Source organism: Pseudoduganella sp. R-31 (assembly GCF_049913235.1).
GTDB lineage: Bacteria > Pseudomonadota > Gammaproteobacteria > Burkholderiales > Burkholderiaceae_D > Rugamonas.
Genome location: NZ_CP183986.1, coordinates 3,394,422 through 3,419,184, shown reverse-complemented (window position 1 = coordinate 3,419,184; position 24,763 = coordinate 3,394,422). Strand labels below are relative to the sequence as shown.

23 protein-coding genes are annotated in these 24,763 nt (G+C 64.0%); 14 read left to right on the top strand and 9 right to left on the bottom strand.

All coding sequences use genetic code 11. The annotated features are described in order from the left end of the window. Genes ACN9MY_RS15695 through ACN9MY_RS15655 form a run of 9 tightly spaced genes read right to left on the bottom strand, consistent with a single transcriptional unit; the run spans position 1 to position 9,518 of the window. Positions 1 to 3,129, bottom strand: a complete 3,129-nt coding sequence (locus ACN9MY_RS15695) for a DUF6701 domain-containing protein (protein WP_426323597.1) — start codon at positions 3,127 to 3,129, stop codon at positions 1 to 3. A gap of 4 nt (positions 3,130 to 3,133) precedes the next feature. Further along, positions 3,134 to 3,583: an agglutinin biogenesis protein MshP gene (locus tag ACN9MY_RS15690; protein ID WP_426323595.1), complete on the bottom strand. Its 450-nt coding sequence runs from the start codon at positions 3,581 to 3,583 to the stop codon at positions 3,134 to 3,136. Beyond that, positions 3,580 to 4,392 carry a PulJ/GspJ family protein gene (locus ACN9MY_RS15685; RefSeq protein WP_426171990.1) on the bottom strand — a complete coding sequence of 271 codons (813 nt, stop codon included), beginning with the start codon at positions 4,390 to 4,392 and terminating at the stop codon, positions 3,580 to 3,582. Before ACN9MY_RS15685 ends, ACN9MY_RS15690 begins: the two co-directional genes overlap by 4 nt. Next, complete coding sequence (locus tag ACN9MY_RS15680) at positions 4,389 to 4,970, bottom strand: type II secretion system protein (protein ID WP_426335702.1); 582 nt, start codon at positions 4,968 to 4,970, stop codon at positions 4,389 to 4,391. Before ACN9MY_RS15680 ends, ACN9MY_RS15685 begins: the two co-directional genes overlap by 4 nt. Beyond that, on the bottom strand, positions 4,960 to 5,490 hold the full coding sequence (locus tag ACN9MY_RS15675; protein ID WP_426335701.1) for a prepilin-type N-terminal cleavage/methylation domain-containing protein: 531 nt from the start codon (positions 5,488 to 5,490) through the stop codon (positions 4,960 to 4,962). Before ACN9MY_RS15675 ends, ACN9MY_RS15680 begins: the two co-directional genes overlap by 11 nt. Positions 5,491 to 5,514: 24 nt before the next feature. Further along, positions 5,515 to 6,078 (bottom strand): type II secretion system protein, encoded by a 564-nt coding sequence (locus ACN9MY_RS15670; protein WP_426335700.1) that lies wholly within the window; start codon positions 6,076 to 6,078, stop codon positions 5,515 to 5,517. A 17-nt stretch (positions 6,079 to 6,095) separates the two neighbouring features. Next, positions 6,096 to 6,542 carry a hypothetical protein gene (locus tag ACN9MY_RS15665; protein WP_426335699.1) on the bottom strand — a complete coding sequence of 149 codons (447 nt, stop codon included), beginning with the start codon at positions 6,540 to 6,542 and terminating at the stop codon, positions 6,096 to 6,098. A gap of 32 nt (positions 6,543 to 6,574) precedes the next feature. Further along, positions 6,575 to 7,810 (bottom strand): type II secretion system F family protein, encoded by a 1,236-nt coding sequence (locus ACN9MY_RS15660; protein ID WP_426335698.1) that lies wholly within the window; start codon positions 7,808 to 7,810, stop codon positions 6,575 to 6,577. A gap of 1 nt (position 7,811) precedes the next feature. Further along, positions 7,812 to 9,518 carry a GspE/PulE family protein gene (locus tag ACN9MY_RS15655; protein WP_426171979.1) on the bottom strand — a complete coding sequence of 569 codons (1,707 nt, stop codon included), beginning with the start codon at positions 9,516 to 9,518 and terminating at the stop codon, positions 7,812 to 7,814. 172 nt (positions 9,519 to 9,690) lie between these two features. Between ACN9MY_RS15655 and ACN9MY_RS15650 the strand changes: the two genes are divergently transcribed. Genes ACN9MY_RS15650 through ACN9MY_RS15585 form a run of 14 tightly spaced genes read left to right on the top strand, consistent with a single transcriptional unit; the run spans position 9,691 to position 24,747 of the window. Continuing rightward, the gene (locus ACN9MY_RS15650) at positions 9,691 to 10,575 is read left to right on the top strand and encodes an ExeA family protein (RefSeq protein WP_426171978.1); all 885 of its coding nucleotides are present in this window, start codon (positions 9,691 to 9,693) and stop codon (positions 10,573 to 10,575) included. Next, positions 10,572 to 12,392: a pilus (MSHA type) biogenesis protein MshL gene (gene mshL / locus ACN9MY_RS15645; protein WP_426335697.1), complete on the top strand. Its 1,821-nt coding sequence runs from the start codon at positions 10,572 to 10,574 to the stop codon at positions 12,390 to 12,392. Before ACN9MY_RS15650 ends, mshL begins: the two co-directional genes overlap by 4 nt. Beyond that, the gene (locus ACN9MY_RS15640) at positions 12,389 to 14,134 is read left to right on the top strand and encodes a hypothetical protein (RefSeq protein ID WP_426335696.1); all 1,746 of its coding nucleotides are present in this window, start codon (positions 12,389 to 12,391) and stop codon (positions 14,132 to 14,134) included. Before mshL ends, ACN9MY_RS15640 begins: the two co-directional genes overlap by 4 nt. 6 nt (positions 14,135 to 14,140) lie before the next feature. After that, positions 14,141 to 15,835: a GspE/PulE family protein gene (locus ACN9MY_RS15635; protein ID WP_426171973.1), complete on the top strand. Its 1,695-nt coding sequence runs from the start codon at positions 14,141 to 14,143 to the stop codon at positions 15,833 to 15,835. Between the two features lies 1 nt (position 15,836). Further along, positions 15,837 to 17,033 carry a type II secretion system F family protein gene (locus tag ACN9MY_RS15630; protein WP_426335695.1) on the top strand — a complete coding sequence of 399 codons (1,197 nt, stop codon included), beginning with the start codon at positions 15,837 to 15,839 and terminating at the stop codon, positions 17,031 to 17,033. 4 nt (positions 17,034 to 17,037) lie between these two features. After that, positions 17,038 to 18,582, top strand: coding sequence for a hypothetical protein (locus ACN9MY_RS15625; protein WP_426335694.1), 1,545 nt, complete (start codon positions 17,038 to 17,040; stop codon positions 18,580 to 18,582). Continuing rightward, complete coding sequence (locus ACN9MY_RS15620; protein ID WP_426171969.1) at positions 18,579 to 19,205, top strand: hypothetical protein; 627 nt, start codon at positions 18,579 to 18,581, stop codon at positions 19,203 to 19,205. Before ACN9MY_RS15625 ends, ACN9MY_RS15620 begins: the two co-directional genes overlap by 4 nt. Next, positions 19,202 to 19,729, top strand: coding sequence for a hypothetical protein (locus tag ACN9MY_RS15615; protein ID WP_426335693.1), 528 nt, complete (start codon positions 19,202 to 19,204; stop codon positions 19,727 to 19,729). Before ACN9MY_RS15620 ends, ACN9MY_RS15615 begins: the two co-directional genes overlap by 4 nt. Next, the gene (locus ACN9MY_RS15610) at positions 19,713 to 20,408 is read left to right on the top strand and encodes a hypothetical protein (protein WP_426335692.1); all 696 of its coding nucleotides are present in this window, start codon (positions 19,713 to 19,715) and stop codon (positions 20,406 to 20,408) included. Before ACN9MY_RS15615 ends, ACN9MY_RS15610 begins: the two co-directional genes overlap by 17 nt. Next, positions 20,405 to 21,106 (top strand): type II secretion system protein, encoded by a 702-nt coding sequence (locus tag ACN9MY_RS15605; RefSeq protein WP_426337618.1) that lies wholly within the window; start codon positions 20,405 to 20,407, stop codon positions 21,104 to 21,106. The genes ACN9MY_RS15610 and ACN9MY_RS15605 overlap by 4 nt, the downstream gene beginning before the upstream one ends. A 22-nt stretch (positions 21,107 to 21,128) precedes the next feature. After that, the gene (locus ACN9MY_RS15600) at positions 21,129 to 21,677 is read left to right on the top strand and encodes a prepilin-type N-terminal cleavage/methylation domain-containing protein (RefSeq protein WP_426323568.1); all 549 of its coding nucleotides are present in this window, start codon (positions 21,129 to 21,131) and stop codon (positions 21,675 to 21,677) included. A 7-nt stretch (positions 21,678 to 21,684) separates the two neighbouring features. Beyond that, positions 21,685 to 22,404, top strand: coding sequence for a histidine phosphatase family protein (locus ACN9MY_RS15595; protein WP_426323566.1), 720 nt, complete (start codon positions 21,685 to 21,687; stop codon positions 22,402 to 22,404). Between the two features lie 30 nt (positions 22,405 to 22,434). Continuing rightward, complete coding sequence (locus ACN9MY_RS15590) at positions 22,435 to 23,505, top strand: phosphotransferase (protein ID WP_426171959.1); 1,071 nt, start codon at positions 22,435 to 22,437, stop codon at positions 23,503 to 23,505. A 9-nt stretch (positions 23,506 to 23,514) separates the two neighbouring features. Continuing rightward, positions 23,515 to 24,747: an acyl-CoA dehydrogenase family protein gene (locus ACN9MY_RS15585; RefSeq protein WP_426323562.1), complete on the top strand. Its 1,233-nt coding sequence runs from the start codon at positions 23,515 to 23,517 to the stop codon at positions 24,745 to 24,747. The last annotated feature ends 16 nt before the right edge of the window (positions 24,748 to 24,763 follow it).

Sequence of the window (24,763 nt, the reverse complement as noted above, 5' to 3'; positions counted from 1 at the left end):
TCAGTACAGTTCTCTTATATAGGTGACAGGTGTGTTGCGATAAATGCCAAAAGTTGCCCTGCCCACGGTACTGGGCAGCCATTCCGGCGCCAGCAGAGGGTCGAAGTAGTAATCCGCCGTGCCGCTATTGCCCGCCCCCGGCGCGCTCATCAGGAAGCGCGTCTGGCCATTGCTGATGGACCGCAGCGCGGTCGAGGTCGCGCCGAGGACGGTCTTGCATGCAGTCCCGGACAGCAGGTTTTTCTTGCAGTTCGTAAAGCGCAACAAGGCCGGATTGACCACGTCCGCCATGGAATTCCCGGCGCTGGTGGCCCAGCGCGTACCGTTCCAATATTGCACGGTCGCGTTGACCGGCTGGTACTGCAGCTCCGAGCCGAAAAGATTCGGCAGCTGCAGGCGCGCGTTGACCAGCACCACCTGGCCTTCGACCAGGTCGCGCGCGGCGTCGTAGCCATACAGCGAGCTGACACCGTCGGCATCGGTCGCGCGTACGTACACCAGCACCGGCGCCTGGCGGCCGGTGTTTGCGGCGCCGGCAATCGAATACGGGTTCGCCAGCTTGTAGTCGACCGATAGCGACAGGGTCCCGTCGTCGTTATCGAAATCGATGTCGCCGCTGTCTTTCACCATTGCCGCTTTCTTGTCGCGCCGCAGCGCGTTGTCGGGCGCGCTGGCGCCGAAGACCAGTACGGGGCACACACCGCCGCTGGGCGGAGCAAGGGTCTGGTTGCCCGCGCCGCACATGTAAAGGGCTTTGGAAAATGCACCGCGGTAGTTCTTCAGCAGGTTGCCGTCCACGTCATGCGCCGTCACCGTGGCGGCAAACGGCAACCCCGAATACACCATGCCGCTGGTGGCGGAGCAAGGAACGTCGGCCGGGCACGGCAGTATTGGGCCCAGCGAATCCGGGGCTTCCACCGCGGTATTGAAATGATCGGGCACGAAGCGGCCGATATTGGTGGTGGCCGGGCTGATGCCGCCGCTGCCAAGGTAGTCGTTGCCGGCCAGGGTCGCCTTCACGGTAATGATGCCGACCTCCGGATATTTGAACGTGCCGCTTGAGCGGCCCAGCGAAAACGGATCGAGGCTGCCTTGCAGCTCTGGCTGCGTCACCATGTCGGTGAAGCTCAGCCCATCGCTGGGATTCGGATCGAAGTTCACGCTGCGCGGTGAAATCTCGTTGCCGAAGTTCTGTGCAAAATACTTGGTGCCGCTGGTCTTGTCCCGGGTGCGCACGCCGACGCGGATCGTGAACGGCTCGCCGGCGGCAGCGAACTTGCCGCCGCTGGCGGTGCTGGCGCCCGGATTGTCGGTGCGGGCGCCATTGGCGGCAGTCTTGAAGACCTCCATCTCCAGCATGTACGGACGCATGACCACCGGCCCGCTGGCCCCGGTCTTGCCTGTCGAATCCTGCATGAACAGCTTGATGCGGCCGACATCGAAATAATTGAACGTCAGCGGGCTGCTGATGCTGGCCTGATTGGCATCGACCACTAGGGCACGGTACAGCGACCATTGCGCACCGCTTGGCGTGGCGCTGCTCTCGGCGCATTTCGGCAGCAGCGAGGCGCGGTCGGGGAAGGATGCGAACTCCGACGATCCCTTGACCGGGTCCTGGCAGGACATGCCAAAGCGCATCGACACCACCGTCGGCAAGGTCGTACTTGGCGCGGTCGGGACGCCGGAAGAATTGACCAGCGTGATATAGACCGGAATATCGTCGCCGGCGATTACGCTCTTCCAGTCGATGAACAGGCATTGCCCGGTGCTGCCGAAGGCCACGCCCTTGGTGCACTTCGATTGCGTAAAGACATAAGGCGCGACGGCGACCGAAGCGGTATCGGTGTCGCTGTTGTTCGACATCTGGTTGTCGAACTCGCTTCCGCTGACGGTGACGGTGTTGCTGAGCGAATTGGTCACGGCGTTGACCATCACGGTCAGTTGCAGCGGCGGCGCACTGGCGCCCACATCCAGCGGCGTGTTGTAGTTGCAGGTAATTTTCTGGCCAGCCTGGGCGCAGGTCCAGCCATCGCCGCCCGCATACACCAGGCTGACTTGCGAAGGAAGGTTGTCGACCACCTGCACGGTTCCGGGCTCGGCCGCGGGTCCGTAATTGGTGACATCTACCGTGTACACCATGGTCTGGCCAAGCGTCGGCGCCTGGTCGCGCGAGATCGAAATGCCCAGGTCGGTCACCGGCGTATTCGGTACCGCGATAATCTCCGCGCTCAGCAGCACCAAGTCCTGGTCGGAACGGTACACGGTGGTCGCGCTGGTCTGCCCGGACTGGATCACCGGGCTGCTGACCGTGTACGAGTCATAGTCGATACCATAGGAAACCGAGTCCGTGCCGGCAATGGTGCTGACCGAATTGAACTGGTTACCAGGCGGATTCACGCTATTCGACATCGAATAGCCGTTGAAAGTCAGGAATTCGCCGCTCGAAGTACTGCTCAGCGTCGCGTCGCCCTCCCAGGTGATGTGCGCCACACGACCGGTCTGGGTCGTCAGCGGCGGAATCTTGAAATTCGACAGCGACAGGCTCACGCTGCTGTACTGGATGTACTGGAAGCCTTCATAGATGTTCAGCACCCTGAATGTTTCACTTGGCAGCGAGTAGACCACCACCATTGACCAGCCGCCAACCACGGCCTGCACATCGCACCATTTCGCCGAGTTATTGATGGTCAGGCCGGAAAACGTATATTTGCCATTGCGCTTGGCTGTGACCTCGGCCGTAATATCGTAGGCGCCGCTGAAAAAATCGTAGCCCACGGTAGCGCTCTTGTACTGGCGCGAGGCAGGCGCGGTAATCGCCTTGCCTTCGAACACCACGGCGTAGTCGGTGGTGGTGCCAGAAGCGGCCCAGTAAAGCTGGGCGCTGAGGATCTTGGCGGTTGTTGGAATCCCGCTCAAGGTCACGTCCGTGGTCTCGTTGGCCGCATAGATGGTGCAAGGATTGGTCGTATTGGATGCCTTGCGCAGCGTCCTTTCGGCCCCGACAAAATTGACGTTGCCGGCAAAACTCTTGAACAGCGAAATGGTGGTGTCAGCGTGCGCGCTCGCCACCAGCGCCATCAGCATGGCGACAGTGTGCAGCAGGCGGCGAAGGCACAACAGGCTATTCACTTCTTCATTCTCCGAAATCGACCTGGATGACGCGTTGCACGTAGTCGGAACTATTGTTCGCATTCGGGCAAGCGCCCGCCGCAGGCTGGTTGCAGGCGACCGATCGCATCCGATAGCGCTTGATCGCTCCCAGCACGGTCGTGGTGCAGGTCACCGTGACAGTATAGGGGCTGAGGGTAGTGTTGGCGGGCATGGCAAAGCTCGACGTGGACGAGGCGCCGCTCGCTGCCGGACACAAGGCATTGCTGCGCAACTGGCGGTGCAGCCCCCATTCCACGCCCGAGCGCGCGGCCTGGTAAGCGCGCGTGCCCTGCACGTCCAGCCCGAAGGCCGCCTGCTGCGTGGAGGTGACGCTGACGATCGCCACCGCCAGGAATGCCAGCACGACGACCAGGAAAATGGCCGCTACCAGGCTCACGCCGCGCTGCCGCGAATATTGGCGCATGCTTGTCATATCGGGTTGTCCACGTGGATCTGGTGGAATAGCTGCACCGATTCCGCCGGCATGTCCGGCCGCGCCAGCGTCAAGCTAATGCCCAGCAATCCGGAGCGGGTATTGGCGATATTCGCCTCGTAGGTGAAGCGGCAAGCCGTGACATTGGTCGCCAGGATCGCAGTATCGGCTGTCGCCGGCGGCGTGTAGTTCCATTGCCGGACCAGTTGGCGGTTCGCCAGGTCGCACACGAACTTGACCGGGCCGGTCACCACCTGGAAGCGGCGCGCCGGCGAACTCAGGATGGGAGCAGTGGCGCCCGCGCTGGCGAAAGGATTGCTGGCCAGGGTCACGACATTGCCCGCCACGGAACTGACCAGGGCGATATTGTCGCCAGCATAAGCATCTGCGCGGTCGATGCCGGGTCCCAGGTTGTACACCACGATGGAATCGGTTCCCGGCACGATCGCAGGCGAAGGCATCTGGCCCACTACGGTAAAACTGCGCTTGGTGCTATCGGTGAAGTCCAGGTAGCCGGCGCCTTCGTCGTCTTCTTCGGCAAGATAGCGTCCGCCGGATTTGGTCGGAAAGAACTCCACGGTGGCCCCGCCGCCGCTGACCCGCAGGCTATTGGGCAGCGCCCTGCGCACCTCGCGCGCAATGCGCCGCACCGCGATATCGGCGGCGTCGCTCAACTCGGCGCGCGCGGCGCTGTCGACATAGGCTTGCACCGGCGCGCGCAGGAATACGGCAACCATGCCGGCCACGATGCCGGTCAAGACGATCACAACGATCATCTCGATCAGCGTAAAGCCCGCTGCCCGCTTCATTGCGCCACCTGCGGCGAATGGCGTGTGCGATAGGTGTCAAGCTCCACGAAGTCGCTTGCCAGCGGGCCGTGCGTCACGCGCACCGTCAGGCGCAGCACTTCCTGCGTCGCCACGGCGGCGGTCGACGGGATGCCGTTCAGCGGCTCGGCGCGCAAGGTCAGCGTCGCTGCGTAGCCGCTCACGCCCAGCTCGTTGCCGGCGGCATCGACCAGCTTTCCGGCCCCGTTATTGAAGGCGGCGTATGGCATCCCAAGGCTCGGCACATAGTCATTGATGTTGTTGTACGGCCGTGTGCCACCCTCGTTGCCGACCGCTTCCGGCATCGCACAGTCGGCCGGCGCTGTCGGGTTTTCCGTGGTATCGAGCGGATCGCAGAACGTGAACGCGGCAAGCTGGACTTCCTCCAGCAAGCCTTCGGCAATCAGCAAGGCCTGCTTGCGGCGCAGCGGGTCCGCGCTGGCATTGCTGGTATTGGCCAGCGTGCGCAGGATGGCTGCAGCCGCAATGCCGACAATGATGATGAACAGGATCAGTTCGATGAAAGTCAGGCCCGACTGGCGATCGTGTCTAATAGACATAGCCGGTTTCCCATTGCACCCGGACGGCCTGCTGTGTGTTGCCGGCACTCACCTGAAGGTTGAGGGAGCTGAACTCCGCGCCGGAAGACAACTGCGGCTTGCCGGAAGCGTCAAAAAAGAAATGGTTGTTTGCTGCGCCCGCCGGCGACAGTCCCAGGACCACATTGGCCGGCGGGGCCACGCAGGCCCACGAGCGGTCGGTGCCGCACTGTCCACCGCTGAAGCTGTTGCCGCCGCCTGGATCGCGCACGTGATTGGCGGCGCTGCAGGTGGCGGCGAAGCAAAGCGCCACGCTCGTGCTGTCGAGATACACATAAATCGGCCGGTTCTGCGCAATGGCCAGCTGCTGGCCGTAGCGCAGCGTCGCCCTCATTTGCGCTGCAAATCCCGCCGCGTCGTAGTCACCGCGCACGAAAAAGCGGCCGAACACGACTGCCGACAGAATGCCGACAACAACCAGCACAATGATCAGCTCGACCATTGTGAAGCCGCGCCCAGGCGAAGCTCCGCTGGTTGCCATCGATTCCTTATAGTGCCTGGCGGCTTAGCAGCCGGACGTGTCCGTCGAAATGGCAGGCGGCGTTACAACCGGCGGAGTCGCCGAAGAGATGATCGCTGCTGTAAATTTCACGTAGCACTTGGCAGCTTTAGTGGTACCTGCCACGCTCTTCGGTACAAAAGCAACCTCACTACTCGAGGTCGTAGGGCTAGTGGTCCCCGACGAGCTTGGGGCGATGGTCGTATAGTCGTTGCTATTGATGCCGGCCATGTCGGCGATGTGGGAATTTACGGTAGCCGAGACAGTTGGATAGCCGGCGGTATCAACCGGGACATCCAGGCCTTCCATCTTGACCGTGCTCCCTTGCGAGATCAGCCAGCGGCTATGGACCATCGAATTTGCAGCGTTCAGCGAACCACGCACTGCTGCGACGCTCGCAGCGCGCGCCTCACTGCCGACGTCCATGAAGCGCGGCAGCGCAGTGGCGGCCAGGATGCCGAGAATCACGATCACAACGATCAGTTCGATCAGGGTAAAGCCAGCTTGCTGCGAGCGGGGCATCGAATTTGGAAACTTTTTCATCACTTCTCCCATGAGTTCAAAAATCATATGGACCAGCTTCGTGGCTAGTCATTTAGTTGATTCAGAACAACACCGGCATTTTCTGCGGGCAGCTCTGAAGGCCTGACAGTTCGTTCGGGCAAGCGGCGCAATTCTAACTTGAAATAGAGCATTTGTTGTTGCTTCAATGAAGATTTCTCCGGAGCAAGTAAAACATAGACCAGCTCTTTCGACTCCCTATCAAAGAACCACGTTCCCGGTCGTGCAGGAGCGCTGCCACGGTTTGCAAACTCGCCGTCGTAGTTGACGGGCTTCACCTCGAGCAATTGCATGGGATTGCTACCCTCGAGATCATCAGTTGTTGCGGTTGATCTTAGGCGATGCAATTCGACTGCGGCGCGCAGTTGTGCCAGCGTCACATCTATTGCCCGCTCTTCTGCGCTTTTAGTGTAGAACGGAATCTTGTTGAGGAAAACCGCCAGTAGCGCCAAACCAACGATCAACCACGCCAACCCTTCAAACCGCCTGAACCTGCTTAGCCTTCTCATTTTTTGAAAGCGACTTTGCCCAGGTCCCAGATCGGCAGGAACACGCCAAGTGCCAGGATCAGCACCATGATGCCCAGGAAGGTGATCAGGATCGGTTCGATCTGTGCCGACAAGGTCTTCAATTCATAATCGACCTCGCGCTCATACATCGCCGCGATTTCTTCCATCAGGTCATCCAGCGATCCGGTCTCTTCACCGACGGCGATCATCTGCAGCACCACAGGCGTAAACACGTTTGCCGCTACCGCAGTGCGCAGGATGCTTTCGCCGCGCTCGACGCCATCGCGCATTTGCTCAACGCGGGCCGCCAGGTAGGCATTGTCCACCGTCTGCGACACCACCGTCAGGGCCTGCACGATCGGCACGCCACTGCGGGCCGACAGCGAAAAGCTCCGCGCAAAGCGCGACATGGTGCCCTTGTGAATGATCTTGCCGGCGATAGGCAGGCGCAGCTTCCATCGGTCCCATTTATAGCGCCCCTTTTCGGTTGCGATCCATGAGCGCCACCCAAACCCGGCAACCACCAGCGCCGCCGCGAAGAATGGCCAGTACTGCACGCTGAAATTCGACGTCGCCAGCAGGATGCGCGTCATCAGCGGGAGCTCGGCATTCAAGCTGCGAAACACCCCTTCGAACGCGGGGATCACCCACATATTAATCACCACCATCGCCACCGCCATCGCGATCATCACGAAGGTCGGATAACGCAAAGCGGTGCGCACGCGCTCTTTCATGTCGCGCTCGAATTCAAGGTGGTCGAACAGGCGCAGGAAGACTTCGTCCAGCCGGCCGGTCATTTCGCCGACCCGGATCATCGACAGGTAAAACGGCGTGAACGCTTCCGGATGACGGCGCATGGATGCCGATAGTTCGCGGCCGGCATCGAGCGACTCGCGCAGGTCCGCGATCACGCGGCCAAAGGCCTTGCTGATCGCCGATTCCTGCAAGCCTGCCAGGCCGCGCATGATGGGGACGCCCGATTTCAGCAAGGTGTACATCTGGCGGCTGAACAGCTGCACGTCCATCGAATTGACGCTCTTTTCCGTCAGCCGTTCCCACAAGTTGGCCAGCCCCGACTTGCCCGGCGCGCGGTCGGCGGTTTCGGTAATCTCGACCGGCGTCACACCCGTTGCGAACAGCTGGTCGGCAACGGCCCCGCTGTCGGCCCCTTCCAGCACGCCGGCGAGCAATTCACCACGGCCATTCCGGCCTTTGTATGCAAAGTAAGGCAACTCAATCCTCTAGCTGGTTACTGATACGCATCGCCTCGGAAACGGTGGTACGGCCCTGCACCACCAGCTGTACCGCCTGGCGCCGCAACGTCTGCCCAGCCATCTGCTGCTGCGCCGCCTTCAGGAACGTGGCCGGGTCGGGATCATTGGCCGCGTCGACCACGGACTGGGTCATTTCCAGCAGCTCGTAGATACCGGTGCGTCCGCGATAACCGAGGCCATTGCAATGCGAGCAGCCTTTGCCATGGAAGTACCTGCCCAGGTCGACCTTGTCCTTCAATTCGAGGCTGAGCCATTCGTGCTCGTTTGGCGTCAGGGTGTAGGGCGTGGTGCAGGACTCGCAGATCACGCGCAACAGGCGCTGTGCCAGCACCGCTTGCAGCGAACTGCCCACCATGTAGCGCGGCACTCCCATGTCCATCAGGCGCAGCGGCGTGCTTGCGGCGTCGTTGGTGTGCAGGGTCGAGAGCACCAGGTGGCCGGTCATGGCGGCGCGCAGGCCGATCTGCGCGGTTTCCTGGTCGCGCATCTCGCCGACCAGCACGATGTCCGGATCCTGGCGCAGGGCCGAACGCAGCACGCGCGCGAAATCGAGTTCGATCTTTTCATTGACCTGCACCTGGTTGATGCCTGCCAGGCGGTATTCAACCGGGTCTTCGACGGTGATCAGCTTCTTCTCCATCGAATTCAATTCCGCCAGTGCGCAATACAGCGTGGTGGTCTTGCCGCTGCCGGTCGGGCCGGTCACCAGGACCAGGCCATTCGGACGCGCCACGATGGCGCGGAAGCGCTCGAGCAGCTGCTTGGGCATGCCGATGGCGTCAAGCCGCAAGGTCATGCCGCTCTGGTTCAGCAAACGCATGACGATCGATTCGCCGTACTGCGTCGGCATGGTGGAGATACGCACGTCGATGCGCGCGTTCCTGACCCGCACGGCGAAGCGGCCGTCCTGCGGCAGGCGCTTCTCTGAGATATCCAGGTCGGACATCAGCTTCAGGCGCAGCGCCAGGGCGGGCGCGATCTTGATATCGGCTTCCGTCTGCAGGTGCAGCACGCCGTCGATGCGGAAGCGGATTTGCAGCCTGCTTTCCTGCGGTTCGATGTGGATGTCCGATGCGCGCACCTGGGCGGCGTCATCGAACAGTGATTGCAGCAGTTTGACGACCGGCGCTTCTTCCAGGCCGGGGCTGGCGGCGGCAAGCGCGCCAAAGTCCACCGAGCCCTCGCCCATTTCCTGTTCCAGCTCGCGCGCCAGGCCGGAGATGTCCTCGGTGCGGCGGTAGATGCGGTCGATTGCTGCCAGCACTTCCGTTTCGTTGACCACGGCCAGCTCGATGGACTGCTTCAGCAGGCGCGAGATTTCGTCGTACGCAAACAGGTCGGTCGGATCGGACAGGCCGACCAGCATCGATCCCTTGCGGTCTTCCAGCACCAGGGCGCGGAAGCGGCGGGCCTGGGTCTCCGGCAACAGCCGCACCAGCTCCGAACTGATCTGGTAGAACTTGAGGTTGATATACGGGATATTGAGCTGGCGCGCCAGCGCACCGGAAATCTGCTCCTCGGTGACAAAGCCGTGTTCAACGAACACCCGCCCCAGTTTTCGGCCGCTGCGTTTCTGCTCCGCCAGCGCCATGCCCAACTGTTCTTCCGACAGCAGTTTCTGCTGCACCAGGATTTCACCCAAACGAACCTTTTCCGGCCTCGTCATACCGCTTCCCCGTATCCAATATTTGCTGGCATTGTATGCGAACGAATCGTGCAAGCAAAGCAAAACTCGTTAATAGATTCACCACATAGCGTGGCTGGAGGGCGACGAATTCTTGCGATACGTGCTCCAATTGCAGGGCCTATTCCAACCCACCCGATGCCTGCACGCCGCCATGTACCAGCAACATTTTGGCCTGCACGAGGCCCCCTTCGGCATTACGCCGAACCCCGCTTTTTTCTACAGCGGGAATACGCGCGGCGAGATCCTGTCCGCCCTGCTCTACGCTGTCACCCAGGGCGAAGGCATCGTCAAGGTGACGGGCGAGGTTGGCTGCGGCAAGACCATGCTGTGCCGGATGCTTGAAGCGCGCCTGCCGCGCGGCGTCGACGTGCTCTACCTCGTCAATCCCACGCTCGGCCCGCAGGAAGTCCTGCACGCGATTGCCGCCGAGCTGGGACTCAACACCACCGGCCGCCGCGCCGATCAGGTGTTGCGCGCCCTGCACGCGGAGCTGATCGCCCGCCACGCGGCCGCGCACCGGGTCGTGCTGCTGGTGGAAGAAGCGCAAGCCATGCCGCTTGAAACGCTGGAGGAAGTGCGCCTGCTGACCAACCTCGAAACCGCCCGCAGCAAGCTGCTGCAGATCGTGCTGTTCGGACAGCCCGAACTCGATGAACACCTGGCACTGCCGCGCATGCGGCAACTGCGTGAACGCATCACGCACAGCTTCAATGTGCCGCCGATGCCACGCGACCAGATCCCCTATTTCCTCTCGCATCGCTTGCGGGCCGCCGGTTACCAGGGTCCCGAACTGTTCAGCCGTGGCGCCGTGCGCCTGATCGCTCGCAGCTCGCAGGGCATCGTTCGGCGCATCAATGTGCTGGCCGACAAATCGCTGATGGCAGCCTATGCCGAAGATTTGCCTTTTGTAAATTCGTACCACGTGCGCCAGGCGATCGAGGACAGCCGTTATTCGTGCGCGGCGGTTCCGGGCAATCGCAGTATGATCGTTTTCGATAAACTCCTGGCAACTTGCTTCAGGCGGCGATCAGCATGAAGAACCTGACGGCTTCCCTGTTATGCGTCCTGCTTGCGGCTTGTGCCGCGCCGAAACTTCCCTTGTCTCCAACCCATGTGGCCGAGCCGGAGCCGGTGGCGGGTGCGATTCCGGAACCGGTGCAGCAAAGCGCCGCACTTGCGCCGCCCCGGCCGGCAGCGCGGCAGGAGACCTATAGCGTGTCGGTGCACCGCGTGCCGGTGCAGTCGGTCCTGTTTGCGCTGGCACGCGACGCGGGATTGAATGTCGACGTGCATCCCGCCGTGGAAGGAACGGTGACCTTGAACGCGCTGGACCAGACCTTGCCGCAATTGCTGGCGCGGATCAGCAAGCAGGTCGACATGCGCTACGAATTGCAGGGCAATAACCTGCTCGTGCTGCCGGACCAGCCTTACTGGAACCACTACAAGATCGACTACGTCAATATCGCCCGCAGTACCAACAGCAGCGTGAACATCGCAACGCAGATTTCCACCACGGGCGGTTCGGCCTACAGCAACGGCGGCGGCACGCCCTCCAACCCGGTGCCGGCAAGCAGCAGCTCACTGGGCAACGGCGGCAACAATAATTCGACCACCTCGGTTGCCAATCGCTCGGACAACAATTTCTGGTACAGCCTGGAAAAGAACGTGCGCGACATGCTGCGCCCGACCACGCTGAATGACCAGCTCACCGATCCACTTGCGCAAATGCGCGAGCAGGCCAACGCCATGGTCCAGCAGATGCAGGCCGGCGCCGCCTCGCCCGATGCCGGCTACCCCGGCGCCCAGGCGGCTGCCGCGCAAGCAAGAACCCCGGCCGGCGGGCCGGGCGCCAATACCGCTTTCGGCGCCGGCCCAGCTTCGCAGGGACGCAATGCGCCATCGGTGATTGCCAATCCCGAAGGCGGCCTGTTGTCCGTGCGCGCCACCAGCCGGCAGCATGAAAAGGTGCAGGAATTCTTGGACATCATCATGTCCACCGCCAAGCGCCAGGTGCTGATCGAGGCGACCATTATCGAGGTCAAGCTCAGCGACCAGTACCAGCAGGGCATCAACTGGGCGCGCATCAACAACAACGGCAAGCTGGGACAGGGACAGGTCGGCACCACGCCACTGTCATCGGGCGTGGCGCCGAACGGTTCGGCCGGGATCTTCATCTTCGACTATGCCAACCCGACCACGCGCTTCGGCAATATCACGGCTACCATCCAGTTGCTCGAATCATTCGGCAAGGTGAAAGTGCTGAGCAGTCCCAAGATCAGCGTGCTGAATAACCAGACTGCCTTGCTGAAGGTGGTCGACAACAGCATCTTCTTCACGCTGAAAGTGACGCCGGCCGTGCTGACGTCGACCGGCACCATTGCAACGCCCGCGACCTACGAATCGAAGGTCGAGACGGTGCCCGTGGGTTTCGTGATGAGCGTGACGCCGCAGATTTCGGCGGAGGACGAAGTCACGCTGAACGTGCGGCCGACCATAACGCGCATCGTCGACTACGTGGAAGACCCCAATCCTGAACTGAGCAAGCAGAACGTCAAAAGCCGGGTGCCGGTGATCCAGGCGCGCGAAATGGAATCGATCCTCAAAGTGCAGAGCGGCCAGGTGGCGGTGATGGGCGGCCTGATGCAGGATTCGGTCGACAACAAGAAGGACAGCATCCCCCTGATCGGCTCCGTGCCGGTACTCGGCAACCTGTTCTCGTACCGGAACGAGACTGCCAGCAAGACCGAATTGGTGATTTTCCTGCGGCCTGTCGTCGTGAAGGACGCCAGCCTTGCAGGCGATTACCGCAACTACCGCTATCTCATGCCTGCGCGGCCGGCGGGGGAACTATGAGCTTGCTGATGCAAGCCTTGCGCAAGGCCGAACGCGCCCGTACACAAAACGGACATGACGCGGAGCTCGATCATGGCCGGGAGCAGCAGCCGTTTGGCGCCGATGCCGTGCCCTCGCCTCCGCCAATCGAAGGCGGGCCGGCATTTGCCGTGATGCCCGATGCGTGGCGGCTCGAACCTCTCGATGCCGAGCCGCCTGTCATGGCGGCGCAGGAAGCCGTGCATGATCCGGTACCGCCGCAGGCACGCCATGAGCCAATGCGGCCAGCGGCCGAATCCCGCCTGCCGCCAGCGGCCAGCACCGGCGACAGCCTGCGCGCATCGGCATCCCCTGGCTACGGCGCAGGCAACGGCGCCCGCGCCGCGGGTCCTGGCGCCGGCCCCGGCGGGGACCCTGCCGCCCGTCCTGGCCCCGCACGCAGGCCGGGCTTGTCCCGTGCAGCCGCCTCGCCCCAGCGCCGGCTTGCCCTCCTGGCAGGGACGCTGGCTGCCTTGCTTGCAGTATTTGCCTTCATCTATTGGCGTGCAGTGTCGGCCCCAGGCCCCGGGGCGCGCCTGCCCATGGTCCCGATGCCGGCGCCGGGATCGGCGCCGGTAGCACAAGCCGGCTCGCAGCAGGGAGCACCGATACCTGTGACGCCTTACGTCACGCCGCCGGGCGCTGATCCAGCCCTGCCGGCCACGGCGCCCGCCAGCGTCGCCGGAGCAGCCGAAGGCGGCAGCACGGCCGCAGCCTCAGGCGCCGGAGGCGCAGCTGCGAACGGTACTGCCAGCCTTGCCGGCACAAGCACACCCGACAGCAGCGCAGCGGCCACCGGCACTGCGACGGCTCCCGGCGCAAAAGCACCGGCCACCAGGCCTGCTGCCGATGTCACCATCCCGACGCCCGAGCAACTGGCAGCCATCACGGACCCCGCGATTCGTGCGGAAGCGATGCGCGATGCCGCCGAACGCGCGGCCCGCCAGGTCCGCGCGGAAGGCACTCCGGCGCCGGCCCATGAATCAGCCGCGACGCGCGCGCACGCGGAAGAGACTGTCAAGGTACGCCGTTCGGCACCGGCTGCCCGGCCCCAGGGCGAAGCAGGTGCCGGCAGCGAACGCGCCGCCACCGTACAAACCGCCGTCGGCGAGCAAGGCAAGGTGCAGTTTGTACGCGGGACAGGATCGGTACAGATTGCGCCTGCCGTGCAGAACGGCTATGCTGCCCTGCAGTCCGGCGACTTGGCCACGGCCCGCCAGCAATACGATCTCGCCCTGCTGCAAGACCCCAACAACCGCGACGCGCTGCTCGGATCGGCCGCCGTGGCGCTGCGCGAACACGATGGCAGGCAGGCATCGGGCAATTACCTGCGCCTGCTCGAACTGGACCCCAACGACCCCGAAGCCCTGGCAGGCCTCACCGAACTGCGGCCCGGCGACTTGCAGGCCGATGAAACCAGGCTGCGCGGGCTGGCGCGCCAGCATCCCGACTCCGGCCCCGTGCAATTCGCCCTTGGCAACCTGTTTGCGCGCCAGGGACGCTGGCCGGAAGCCCAGCAAAGCTACTTCCGCGCCTTCAGCGCCATGCCCGAAAACGCCGACTACGCCTTCAACTTGGGGGTTGGCCTGGACCGCATGAACCAGCCGCGCCTTGCGCAAACCTATTACCGGCGCGCGCTCGAACTGGCGCAGGCCAGCCCTCCCGGCTTCAATGTCGATACAGTCCGCAAGCGATTGCAAGCCCTCGAAACGCCGCCCCAATAAAGCACAATGGCCGACACGCAGAAAATCCCGCTCGGCAAACTGCTGATCCAGAAGGGCGTCATCAGCCAAGACCAGCTCCGGATCGCACTGACCGAGCAAACGCGCAACAATGAACCCCTGGGCAAGTTGCTGATCGCGCTCGGCTTCGTGACGGAAGCGACGATGCGCGAGGCGCTCAGCGAAAAGCTCAATACACGCTCGGCGGACCTGAAAAGCCTGGTGGTCGACGCCGTTGCGCTCAAGCTGATTCCCAAGGAGGTGGCCAAGCGCTATCGCGTCTTCCCCATCGTGTATGAACGGGCCACCGACGAACTGGTGCTGGCCATGTCCGACACCACCAACATCGTCGCGCTGGACCAGATCAGCGCGATGCTGGTCAAAGGCATCACGCTGGTGCCGCTGCTGGTCAACGACTCCGACATTGCGTACGCGATCGACCACTATTACGGCTTCGAGCTGTCGATCGACGGCATCCTGCATGAAATCGAAACCGGCGAGGTCACGCTGGACGCTTCCTCCGATGAATACAGCCAGCCCATGGTGCGCCTGATCGACGCCCTGCTGGCCGACGCGGTACAGAACAGCGCCTCAGACATCCACTTCGAGCCCGAGCACAGCTTCCTGCGCGTGCGCTACCGCATCGATGGCATCCTGCGCCAGATCCGCAGCCTGCACCGCTCCTACTGGCCTGCGATGGCGGTGCGCCTGAAGGTGATCAGCCAGATGAACATCGCCGAAACGCGCGCGCCGCAGGACGGGCGCATATCGATCCAGTTCTCCGGCCGCCAGATCGATTTCCGCGCCAGCAGCCAGCCCACCACCCACGGCGAAAACATCGTGCTGCGCGTGCTGGACCGGCAAAAAGGGATCGTCCCGCTGGAAAAGCTGGGCCTGGCCGAGCACGAACTCGATGTGCTCAAACTGATGATCGCCCGTCCCGACGGCCTGATCCTGGTCACCGGGCCCACCGGCAGCGGCAAGACCACCACCCTGTATTCGATCCTGAACCACATCAACACGGAATCCGTGAACATCATGACGATGGAGGACCCGGTCGAATACCCGATGCACCAGATCCGCCAGACCTCGGTCAACGAATCGGCCAAGCTGGGATTCGCAGACGGCATCCGCTCCATGATGCGGCAAGACCCCGACGTGATCCTGGTCGGCGAGATCCGCGACAAGGAAACCGCCGACATGGCTCTGGCCGCAGCCATGACCGGCCACCAGGTCTATTCCACGCTGCATACCAATTCCGCCGTCGGCGCCATCCCGCGCCTGCTTGACCTGGGCGTGGTAGCCGACGTCCTGGCCGGCAATATCATCGGCATCATCGCCCAGCGGCTGGTGCGCAAGCTGTGCCCCCACTGCCGGCAGGCAGTCGAAGCGGACGAGCTGGAACGTCGGCTGCTGGGGCTTCCGGCCGACCATCCGCCGGCCACCATCTACCGCGCCGGCGCCTGCGACCGCTGCGCCCACCAGGGCTACAAAGGGCGCATGGCAATCATGGAGCTGCTGCGCATGAACGGTGAACTCGACGACATGGTGGCGCGCCGGGCGCCGGCCCGCGAATTGCGCAATGCAGCCGGCGCCGCCGGCCTGCATTCGCTGGTCGACGACGGCATGCGCCGTGTGATGGAAGGCCTGACCACGCTGGACGAAGTCTCGCGCGTGGTCGACCTCACTGACAGGTTGAGCTGACATGCCCCAGTTCATCTACCGCGCCATGGACGCCAACGGCAGCATCGTGCCGGGGAATATGGACGCGCATAATGTGCCGGACCTCGAGTTGCGCTTGCAGCGCATGGCGCTCGACCTGATCGACTACCGCGAAACACGCCGGCGCAAGCTGCGCATCGGCGGCCAGCGCGTCACGCGGCGCGACTTGATCAACTTCTGCTTCCACCTGGAGCAAATGAGCAGTGCCGGCGTGCCGATGCTGGACGGCTTGCGCGACTTGCGCGACAGCGCCGACAACCTGCGGCTGCGGGAAATCATCACCGACCTGGTCGAAAAGATCGAAGGCGGCCTGCAGCTCTCCAACGCCCTGGCCTCCTATCCGGAAGTATTCGACCAGGGCTTTACCAGCCTGGTAAGGGCCGGCGAGCAAAGCGGCAAGGTCAACGAGATCTTCCGCGACCTGGCCGAGAACCTGAAGTGGCAGGACGAGCTGGCGGCACAGGCGCGCAAGGCCATCACCTACCCTGCTTTCGTACTGGTGATCGTCAGCGGCGTACTGTTTTTCCTGATGATCTACCTGGTTCCACAGCTGACAGCCTTCATCAAGAACATGGGCCAGGAACTGCCGCTGCACACGCGCGCATTGATTGCCTTGTCGGACATCTTCATCCATTACTGGTATCTGCTGCTGGCTTTGCCCTTTGCGGCCTGGTGGCTCCTGCGCTGGCAGTTGCGCACCAACGAGCGCACGGCCTTCGCCTTCGACCGCCTGCTTCTGCGTACCGTCCCGGTTCTGCAAAAGCTGATCATGGCGCGCTTTGCGACCTATTTTGCGCTGATGTATGCCGCGGGAATTCCCGTGCTCGAATGCATACGGCTCTCGGAGGGAATAGCAGGCAACCGCGTCGTGGCAGCCGCCATGCGCCGCGCGCGCGAACTGATTTCGGAGGGACACAGCGTTGCGGCAGCCTTCAGGCAGGTCGAGCTGTTTCCGCCGCTGGTGGTGCGCATGCTGCGCGTCGGGGAATCGACCGGCGCTCTCGATGCGACGCTGCGCAACGTGGCCTACTTCTACAACCGCGAAGTGCGGGAACGGATCGAACGCATGCAATCGATGATCGAACCGGCGATGACCGTCATCCTCGGCCTCCTGCTGGGATGGATCATGCTGTCCGTGCTCGGCCCGATTTACGACACCATCAGCTCAATCAGGATCTGATGCCATGACCCGCAAACTCCTCCTCCACCTGACCGGCGAGCGGCTGTGCTGCTCGCTCTGGGAGCGCGGCAGGCTCGGGACGGGGCCGTGCTTCGATCCGTCGCCGGATGGCTGGGCAAGTTTCGCCACCTGGCTCGATGGCCGCCAGGACACGCCGGCCCTGATGCTGGCCGACCTGGTGGAAGAGGACTTCCAGCGCCACCTGCTGCCGCACGTTGCCGGCCGCGCAGGCCTGGCCATGCGCGAACGCCGCCTGGCGCAGTCATGGCGCGACACGCCTTTCCGCTGCGCGCACATCCAGGGCCGCGAGGAAGGCGGCCGGCGCGACGATATCGTGCTCCTTTCGGCCTTGACCAACCCGGCCACCCTGGCGCCCTGGCTCGACGCGCTGGAAAGCCAGCGCATGCCGCTGGCGGCGCTGTATACGCCTGCCCTCCTCAGTGGCGCCTTGCTGCCGGACCAGGCGCGGCAGGAGGCGCAACTGTTGCTGGTGACCGAGCATGGCAGCGGCATACGGCAGACCTTTTTCCAGCACGGCAAGGTGCGCTTCTCCCGGCTCGCCCAGGCGGCAGTCAACGCCGAGCAGGAAGCCGAACGCACCCGGCAGTTCCTCGTCGGCGCGCACATGCTGGGGCGCGACGTGCCCTTGCAGGTGCTGGCCCTGCTACCGCTGGCACGGATCGCGTCGCCACCGGCGGCAAATCTTTCGCCGCTGCTGGACTGGCGGGTCATGCCTTTGGGAGAAGCGGCGTCCCTGCAACGGCTGGCTGCTTGCGACAATCCCGATGAAGTATTCCTTGGCCTGGCTGCGCGCACGGCGCCGCCCAGCCACTATCCGCTCGGGCCGCGCCGGCGCTACTACAGCCTGTGGCGCACACGCCAAAGCCTGTACGCTTCAAGTGCGGTCATGGCGGCCTGCTGCCTGCTGTGGACCGGCGCAAACATTGCCGGCTACTCGCTGGCGCGCAGCCATACGCAGGCATTGCAGCAGGAGACGCAGGGGTTCACGGCTGCCTATCGACGCAGCATGTCGAGCATGCCGCCGGCTGTCGACAAGACCGCCAACATGAAGGCGGCCGTGCAGATCGCGCAGATGGTGGCTCGCCAGGGGCCATGGCCGCAGGCAGCGATGGCCATCCTGAGCGAAGCACTGGAGCGTTCGCCGCAGATCCGTCTCACGCAGCTCGACTGGCGGGTCAACGCACCGGGCGTCGTGCCGGTGACCGCCAGCAGCGCCTTTCCCGGTGCGGCCACCACGCCGGCCCTGGTGGCGCCACAATCGTCCATGCTGATCGGGATACCGAAGGCGCCGCCGCAGCAGGTGCGGCTGCAGGCCGAGGTCCTGGTGGAGCAGGACGACTATCGCAGCGTGCTGCTCAGCATGAACCGCTTTGCGCAGGAACTGGCGCGCACGCCCGGCATGGTGGTGGAAATCGAACAGCTGCCCTTCGATATACGGCCCAACGTGAAGCTGAGCGGCAAGGCCGGTTCGCCGGCTGGGCTGGGCGAGCGCGCCAAATTCACTTTGAATCTCAGGTGGTCGCCATGACGGTGTTACGCGAGTTCTCCTTGCTGCGCAACGCCGTGCTGGCGTTCCTTGGCACGCTGGCAGTGTCGCTTGCCGCGGTCTTCGCGAGCTCGTGGCACCTGAGGCGCGTTCATTTCGAGGAGGCTGCGGCGCTGCTGGAGCGTGATGCCGCGCGCTTGCGGCTTGCCCATGCCGAAACGGAAAAGGAAGAAATCCGCCAGTACCAGCCGCAGTTCGTCGAATTGCGGCGCCGGGGCCTGGTGGGACCCGAACGCCGGCTCGACTGGGTGGAGGCGATCCGGCAGATCCAGGAACAGCGGCGCCTGTTGCCCCTGACCTACGAGATCGAGGTGCAGCAACCGTACCGGCTCGAGACGAGCTTGCCGACGGGCGAGTATGCCTTGCTGGGCAGCAGGATGGCCTTGCATATGGATCTCCTTCATGAACTGGATCTGCTGAACTTCCTGTCGGACCTGCGGCTGTCAGGCACCTTTGCGGTCCAGGACTGCGTCATCCGCCGCGCCGCCGGCGCCGCGCCTGTGGCGGGCGTGCTGTCGCCGACCCTGAATGCCGACTGCACCCTGAACTGGCTGACGCTGACGCCGGTTTCCGCTTCGGCCAAGCCGCAGCGAGGGTCGTCATGAAAACGGGATTGCCGGCACTTCTCCTGCTGCTGGCGACGCAGGCCGGCGCGCAGGGTTTCGTCAGCATGGGAAGGTTGTTTACCACCCCGGACGAACGTGCGCAGCTCGATACGCAGCGCAACCAGGGCACTCTTCCCGGAGCGGCGTCCGTCCCGGCACCGGGAGGCAACGCCCAGGCAGCCGGCCCGGGTCCTGTCGCACCGGGAATGGAGGCATCGGCGCATTGCCAGCCTGGCTCTGCGCCTGGATGTCCGCCGGCTGCGGCGCCTGGCACGGCGGCAGCCGAAACGCCTGGGGGCCCAGGCGCTGGCGAGACTGCGCCGCCCGGGCTTCGTCTGGGGGGCGTGATCCGCCGCAGCAATGGGCCCACGATGATCATCGTGAACGGCGAAGCGCAAGCCGCGCCGCCGGGCGGGGTGATGCGCGGCTCGGTCACCTTGCAGGCGGACGGGCGGTCCGTCGTGCTCAAGCCCGGCCAGCGCTATGACCCGGCAACGGGAGAGGTCCATGAAGCGGCACGCTAGACAGCGCGGCGCAGCGCTCCTGACGCTATTGCTGATCGCCACAGTGGCGCTGTCGGCGGTCTTGCTGTCGGCATTCAGCGGCGGCAGCGGCGAGCGCGCCCGCGAAGAGCGCACCCACGCCTTGCTGGCGCAGGCCAGCGAGGCGCTGGTCGGCTTCGCCGCGGCCCATGGCCGCCTGCCGCGTCCCGCACCGGCCGCACCCGCACCGGGGATGGGCGAGGCCGGGCGCGAACGAACAGTACCCTGCGCCACAGAGGCCGACTGCACCGGCCTCCTGCCATGGATGGATCTCGGGCTGCCGGCCGCGGACAACTGGGGCCGCCATTTGCGCTACAGCGTAACGCCAGCATTCACGGTCGCGCCCTTGGCACGCACTGCGCTCATCGCCAGCAAACGCGTGCTGTCGCGCGACGCGAGCGGCACGCTGTTCTTCGTCGCCGGACAGGATAACTGCTCGCTGGCCGCACAGTGCGCACCGGCCGTCATCTTCTCGCGTGGTCCCAGCGATATGCCTGGCAGCCAGGACGAAGCCGGCAACCTGCAGGCCGCCACCGATTTCATGCAGCGCCCGCGAAGTGCGCAGGCGAATGCTCCCGGCGGCGCCTTCGACGACCTGCTCGCCGCCGTGCCGCTGCAAGTACTCTATGAAAGGATGGCCGCCGCCAAGACCCTGCCATGAGAAAGCAGACAGCCTTCACCCTGGTTGAAATGGCGATCGTGCTGGTCATCGTCGGCTTGCTGCTGGGCGGCATGCTGGCCCCGTTGTCGGCGCAGATGGAACAACGGCGCGCCGCCGACACCAGCAGGGCGCTGGAAGAAGCGCGCGATGCGCTGGCCGGATTCGCCGCCCGCAACGGCTACCTTCCCTGCCCCGCCATCTCCGCCTCGAATGGCCTGGAAGACCGCAGCGGCACGCGCTGCAGCAACGAACGCCGCCTCGGATTCCTGCCGTGGGCAACCCTGGGCCTGCCGAAGCTCGACGCCTGGCAACACCTCTACCTGTACAGCGTCACGCCATCCTTCAGCGACAGCGGCGCCCTGTTCCGCCTCAGCACCCCGCGCGACATCACCATTGCCAGCCGCGATGCCAGCGGCGCGCTGGTGCTGGCCAGCGGGCAGAACGATATTCCCGCGGTCGTGCTGTCGCAAGGGCGCAATGGCTTCGGCGCCTTCAGCGACGTCGGCGTGCAGGCGGCCGACATGGGCCAGGGCAATGTCGACGAAAAGGCCAACTTCCAGGCCGACGGCCGCATGTTCATTGCACGCGACCGCGCCGACAATCCCGCCGCCGCGGGCGGCGCCTACGACGACATCGTCGTCTGGCTGTCGCCCAATATCCTGTTCAATCGAATGCTCGCAGCGCAAAGGCTGCCATGACATGCAACCCAAGGAGAGCGCCATGAGACACCGCGGCTTTACCCTCGTTGAAATCGCCATCGTCCTGGTCATCATCGGCCTGCTGCTGGGCGGCGTGCTCAAAGGCCAGGCCCTGATCGACAGCGCCAAGGTCAAGAGCATCATCCAGCAGGCTACTGCCCTGCAGGCGGCCGTCAACTCCTACCAGGACCGCTTCCGCGCCCTGCCCGGCGACGATATCCTGGCCACCACCCACGTTCCCGGCGCGGCCGGCAACGGCAACGGCGACGGCCAGATCACGGAATACCAGCTGGCGCCGCAGCATCTGGCACTGGCGGGCCTGATCACCGGTTCCTACAACGGCACCACCGACTTCATGACCAGCGCCCAGGGTGGCGCGGTGTACATCTACAACGACGTCGTGGGTGGCCGTGGCGGCAACGGCATCCGCTTCGACAACCTGCCCGACACCTTTGCCGAGCAGATCGACGCCAAGCTGGATGACGGCAAACCCGATTCCGGCAACGTGCGCGCAACTGGGCCTTATACTAATAACGGAACCATCATTACGCGCCTCGCAATCTTCTTCTAACGGACCTATGACAGCAAACCCTGAACGGCGCCGCATCTTCCTGATGCGGCATGGCAGCGTCACCTATTTCGACCAGGCCGGCAAACCCTACCTGCCCGAAACCGTCCCCCTCAACGAGGCCGGCCGCGCGCAGGCTGCGGCCGCCGGCCAGGCCTTCGCCGCCGATGGCATCAAGTTCGACCGCGTCATCGTCTCCGGCCTGCCGCGCACGGTCGAAACTGCGCAGCGCGTGCTGGCGGAAACCGGCCAGCAGGTACAGCTCGAAACCTGGCCCGAGCTGGCCGAAATCCGCGGCGGCAAGCTGTCCGGCATCCCGGACGATCAACTGCGGGAAGCCTTCACCGGCGCTTTTGAGGGCGTGGTGCCGGAGCAGCGCCGCTTCCTCGGCGGCGAATCGGTCGGCGAGCTGATGGACCGCATCCATCCCGCCATCGCCAGGCTGCTGGCCGACGATGGCTGGGATACCGTGCTGCTGGTCCTGCACGGCGGCGTCAATCGCGCCATCCTGTCCTATGCCCTGACCGGTGGCCAGCGCCTTTTCCTCGGCAACCTGTCGCAGGCTGCCGGCTGCATCAACGCCCTCGACGTGGGCCAGGAACGGCACGACTGGATCGTGCGGTTTTCGAACTTCGCCCCGCCCGCGCCACTGCAAGCGGCCACCCGCAGCACCACCATGGAGCAGTTGTTCAAGGAATATTCCAAATCCCGCTTGCTTTCCCGCCCATAAAAATAGTACGATCGTTCGGAAGGAGGCATTATGTTCGAAGAATTCATGGGCACCAAGGAGGTGTCGGAGCGCCACCGTTTCGACACCGCCGCGCTGGACGCATACCTGCGCCAGCACGTGGAAGGCTATCCGCAGGGCGAATTGAAGGTCGAGCAGTTCAAGGGCGGCCAGTCGAATCCCACCTTCAAGCTGACGGTCGGCGGCCAGCAGTACGTCCTGCGCACCAAGCCGGCTCCGGCGGCCAAGCTGCTGCCATCCGCCCACGCCATCGAACGCGAATTCCGCGTCATGGACGCGCTGCACAAGGCAGGCTTCCCGGCGGCCCGCCAATACTGCCTGTGCATGGACGAAGAAGTGATCGGCCGCGCTTTCTACGTGATGCAATTTGTCGAAGGCCGCGTGCTGTGGGACCAGTCCCTGCCCGGCATGACGCCTGCCGAACGTGCTGCGATCTACGATGAACTCAATCGCGTCATCGCGCAGCTGCACACCATCGATTACAACGCCATCGGGCTTGGCGATTACGGCAAGCCGGGCAACTACTTCCAGCGCCAGATCGAACGCTGGAGCAAGCAGTACAAGGCATCCGAGACCGAGACCATCGAGGCGATGGACCAGTTGATCGCCTGGCTGCCTGCCAACATCCCGCCCGGCGAGGACACCTCGATCGTGCACGGCGACTACCGCCTCGACAACATGATCTTCCATCCGACCGAGCCGCGCATCCTCGCAGTGCTGGACTGGGAACTGTCGACGCTCGGGCATCCGTTTGCGGACTTCAGCTACCACTGCATGAGCTGGCACATCGAGCCGGGCAAGTTCCGCGGCATCGCCGGCCTGGACCTGAAGGCGCTCGGCATTCCCTCGCAGCGCGAATACATCGCGCGCTACGCCGAACGCACCGGCAAGGCAATCCGCCTGGAGGACTTCAACTTCTACCTCGCCTTCAATATGTTCCGCCTGGCCAGCATCATGCAGGGCATCATGAAGCGCTACGTGGACGGCACGGCATCCAGCGCCCAGGCACTGGAATCAGGCAAACTGGCCCGCCCGATGGCGGCCATGGGCTGGGCCTATGCCCAGGGCAAGGCAATCGAATAAGGAATCGGCATGGACTTCGACTACTCCCCGCGAACCAAGGAATTGCAGGCGCGCCTGCTGGCCTTCATGGACCAGCACATCTACCCAAACGAGAAAGCCTTCCATGAGGAGGTGGACCGCAACGGCCGCGAGAAAGGCAACCGCTGGATTCCCACCGAGCTGATTGACCGCCTCAAGCCGCTTGCCCGTGAGCAGGGTTTGTGGAACCTGTTCCTGCCCCGCTCCAGCCGCGCCCCGGAAGGCCTGTCCAACCTCGATTACGCCCCTTTGTGCGAAATCATGGGCCGCGTACCGTGGGCGGCGGAAGTGTTCAACTGCTCCGCACCCGATACCGGCAATATGGAAACGCTTGAGCGCTACGGCACGGAAGAACACAAGCAGCGCTGGCTGGAACCGCTGCTGCGCGGCGAGATCCGCTCCGCCTTTGCGATGACCGAACCGGCGGTGGCATCGTCCGATGCGACCAATATCGAAACGCGCATCGAGCGCGACGGCGACCACTACGTGATCAACGGCCGCAAATGGTGGATCTCCGGCGCCGGCGATCCGCGCTGCCAGGTGTATATCGCCATGGGCAAGACCGATTTCAGCGCCCCGCGCCACGCGCAGCAGTCGATGGTCCTGGTGCCGGCCGATGCGCCGGGCCTGACGGTGCTGCGTCCCTTGCCGGTCTTCGGCTACGACGACGCGCCGCACGGCCACTGCGAAATGGTGTTCGAAAACGTGCGCGTGCCTGTTTCCAGCATCCTGCTCGGCGAAGGGCGCGGGTTTGAAATCGCCCAGGGCCGCCTCGGTCCGGGCCGCATCCACCACTGCATGCGCGCCATCGGTGTCGCCGAGCGTGCGCTGGAACTGATGGTGCAGCGCCTGACCTCGCGAGTTGCATTTGGCAAGCGGCTGTCGGACCAGGGCGTGTGGCGCGAACGCATCGCCGAATCGCGCATCAGGATCGATACCGCGCGCCTGCTGACCCTGAAAGCGGCCTACATGATGGACACGGTCGGCAACAAGGTCGCCCAGTCCGAGATCGCCATGATCAAGGTGCTGGCGCCCAATGTGGCGCAACAGGTGCTCGATTGGGCGATCCAGGCCCACGGCGCGGCCGGCGTATCGGACGATTTCCCGCTGGCCTACCAGTGGGCAGGCAACCGCACCCTGCGCCTGGCCGACGGGCCGGATGAAGTGCACCGCAACGCCATCGCCAAACTGGAGATTGCGCGCTTCTCGTCCACGACAAGCTAAGCTATCATCATCCTGC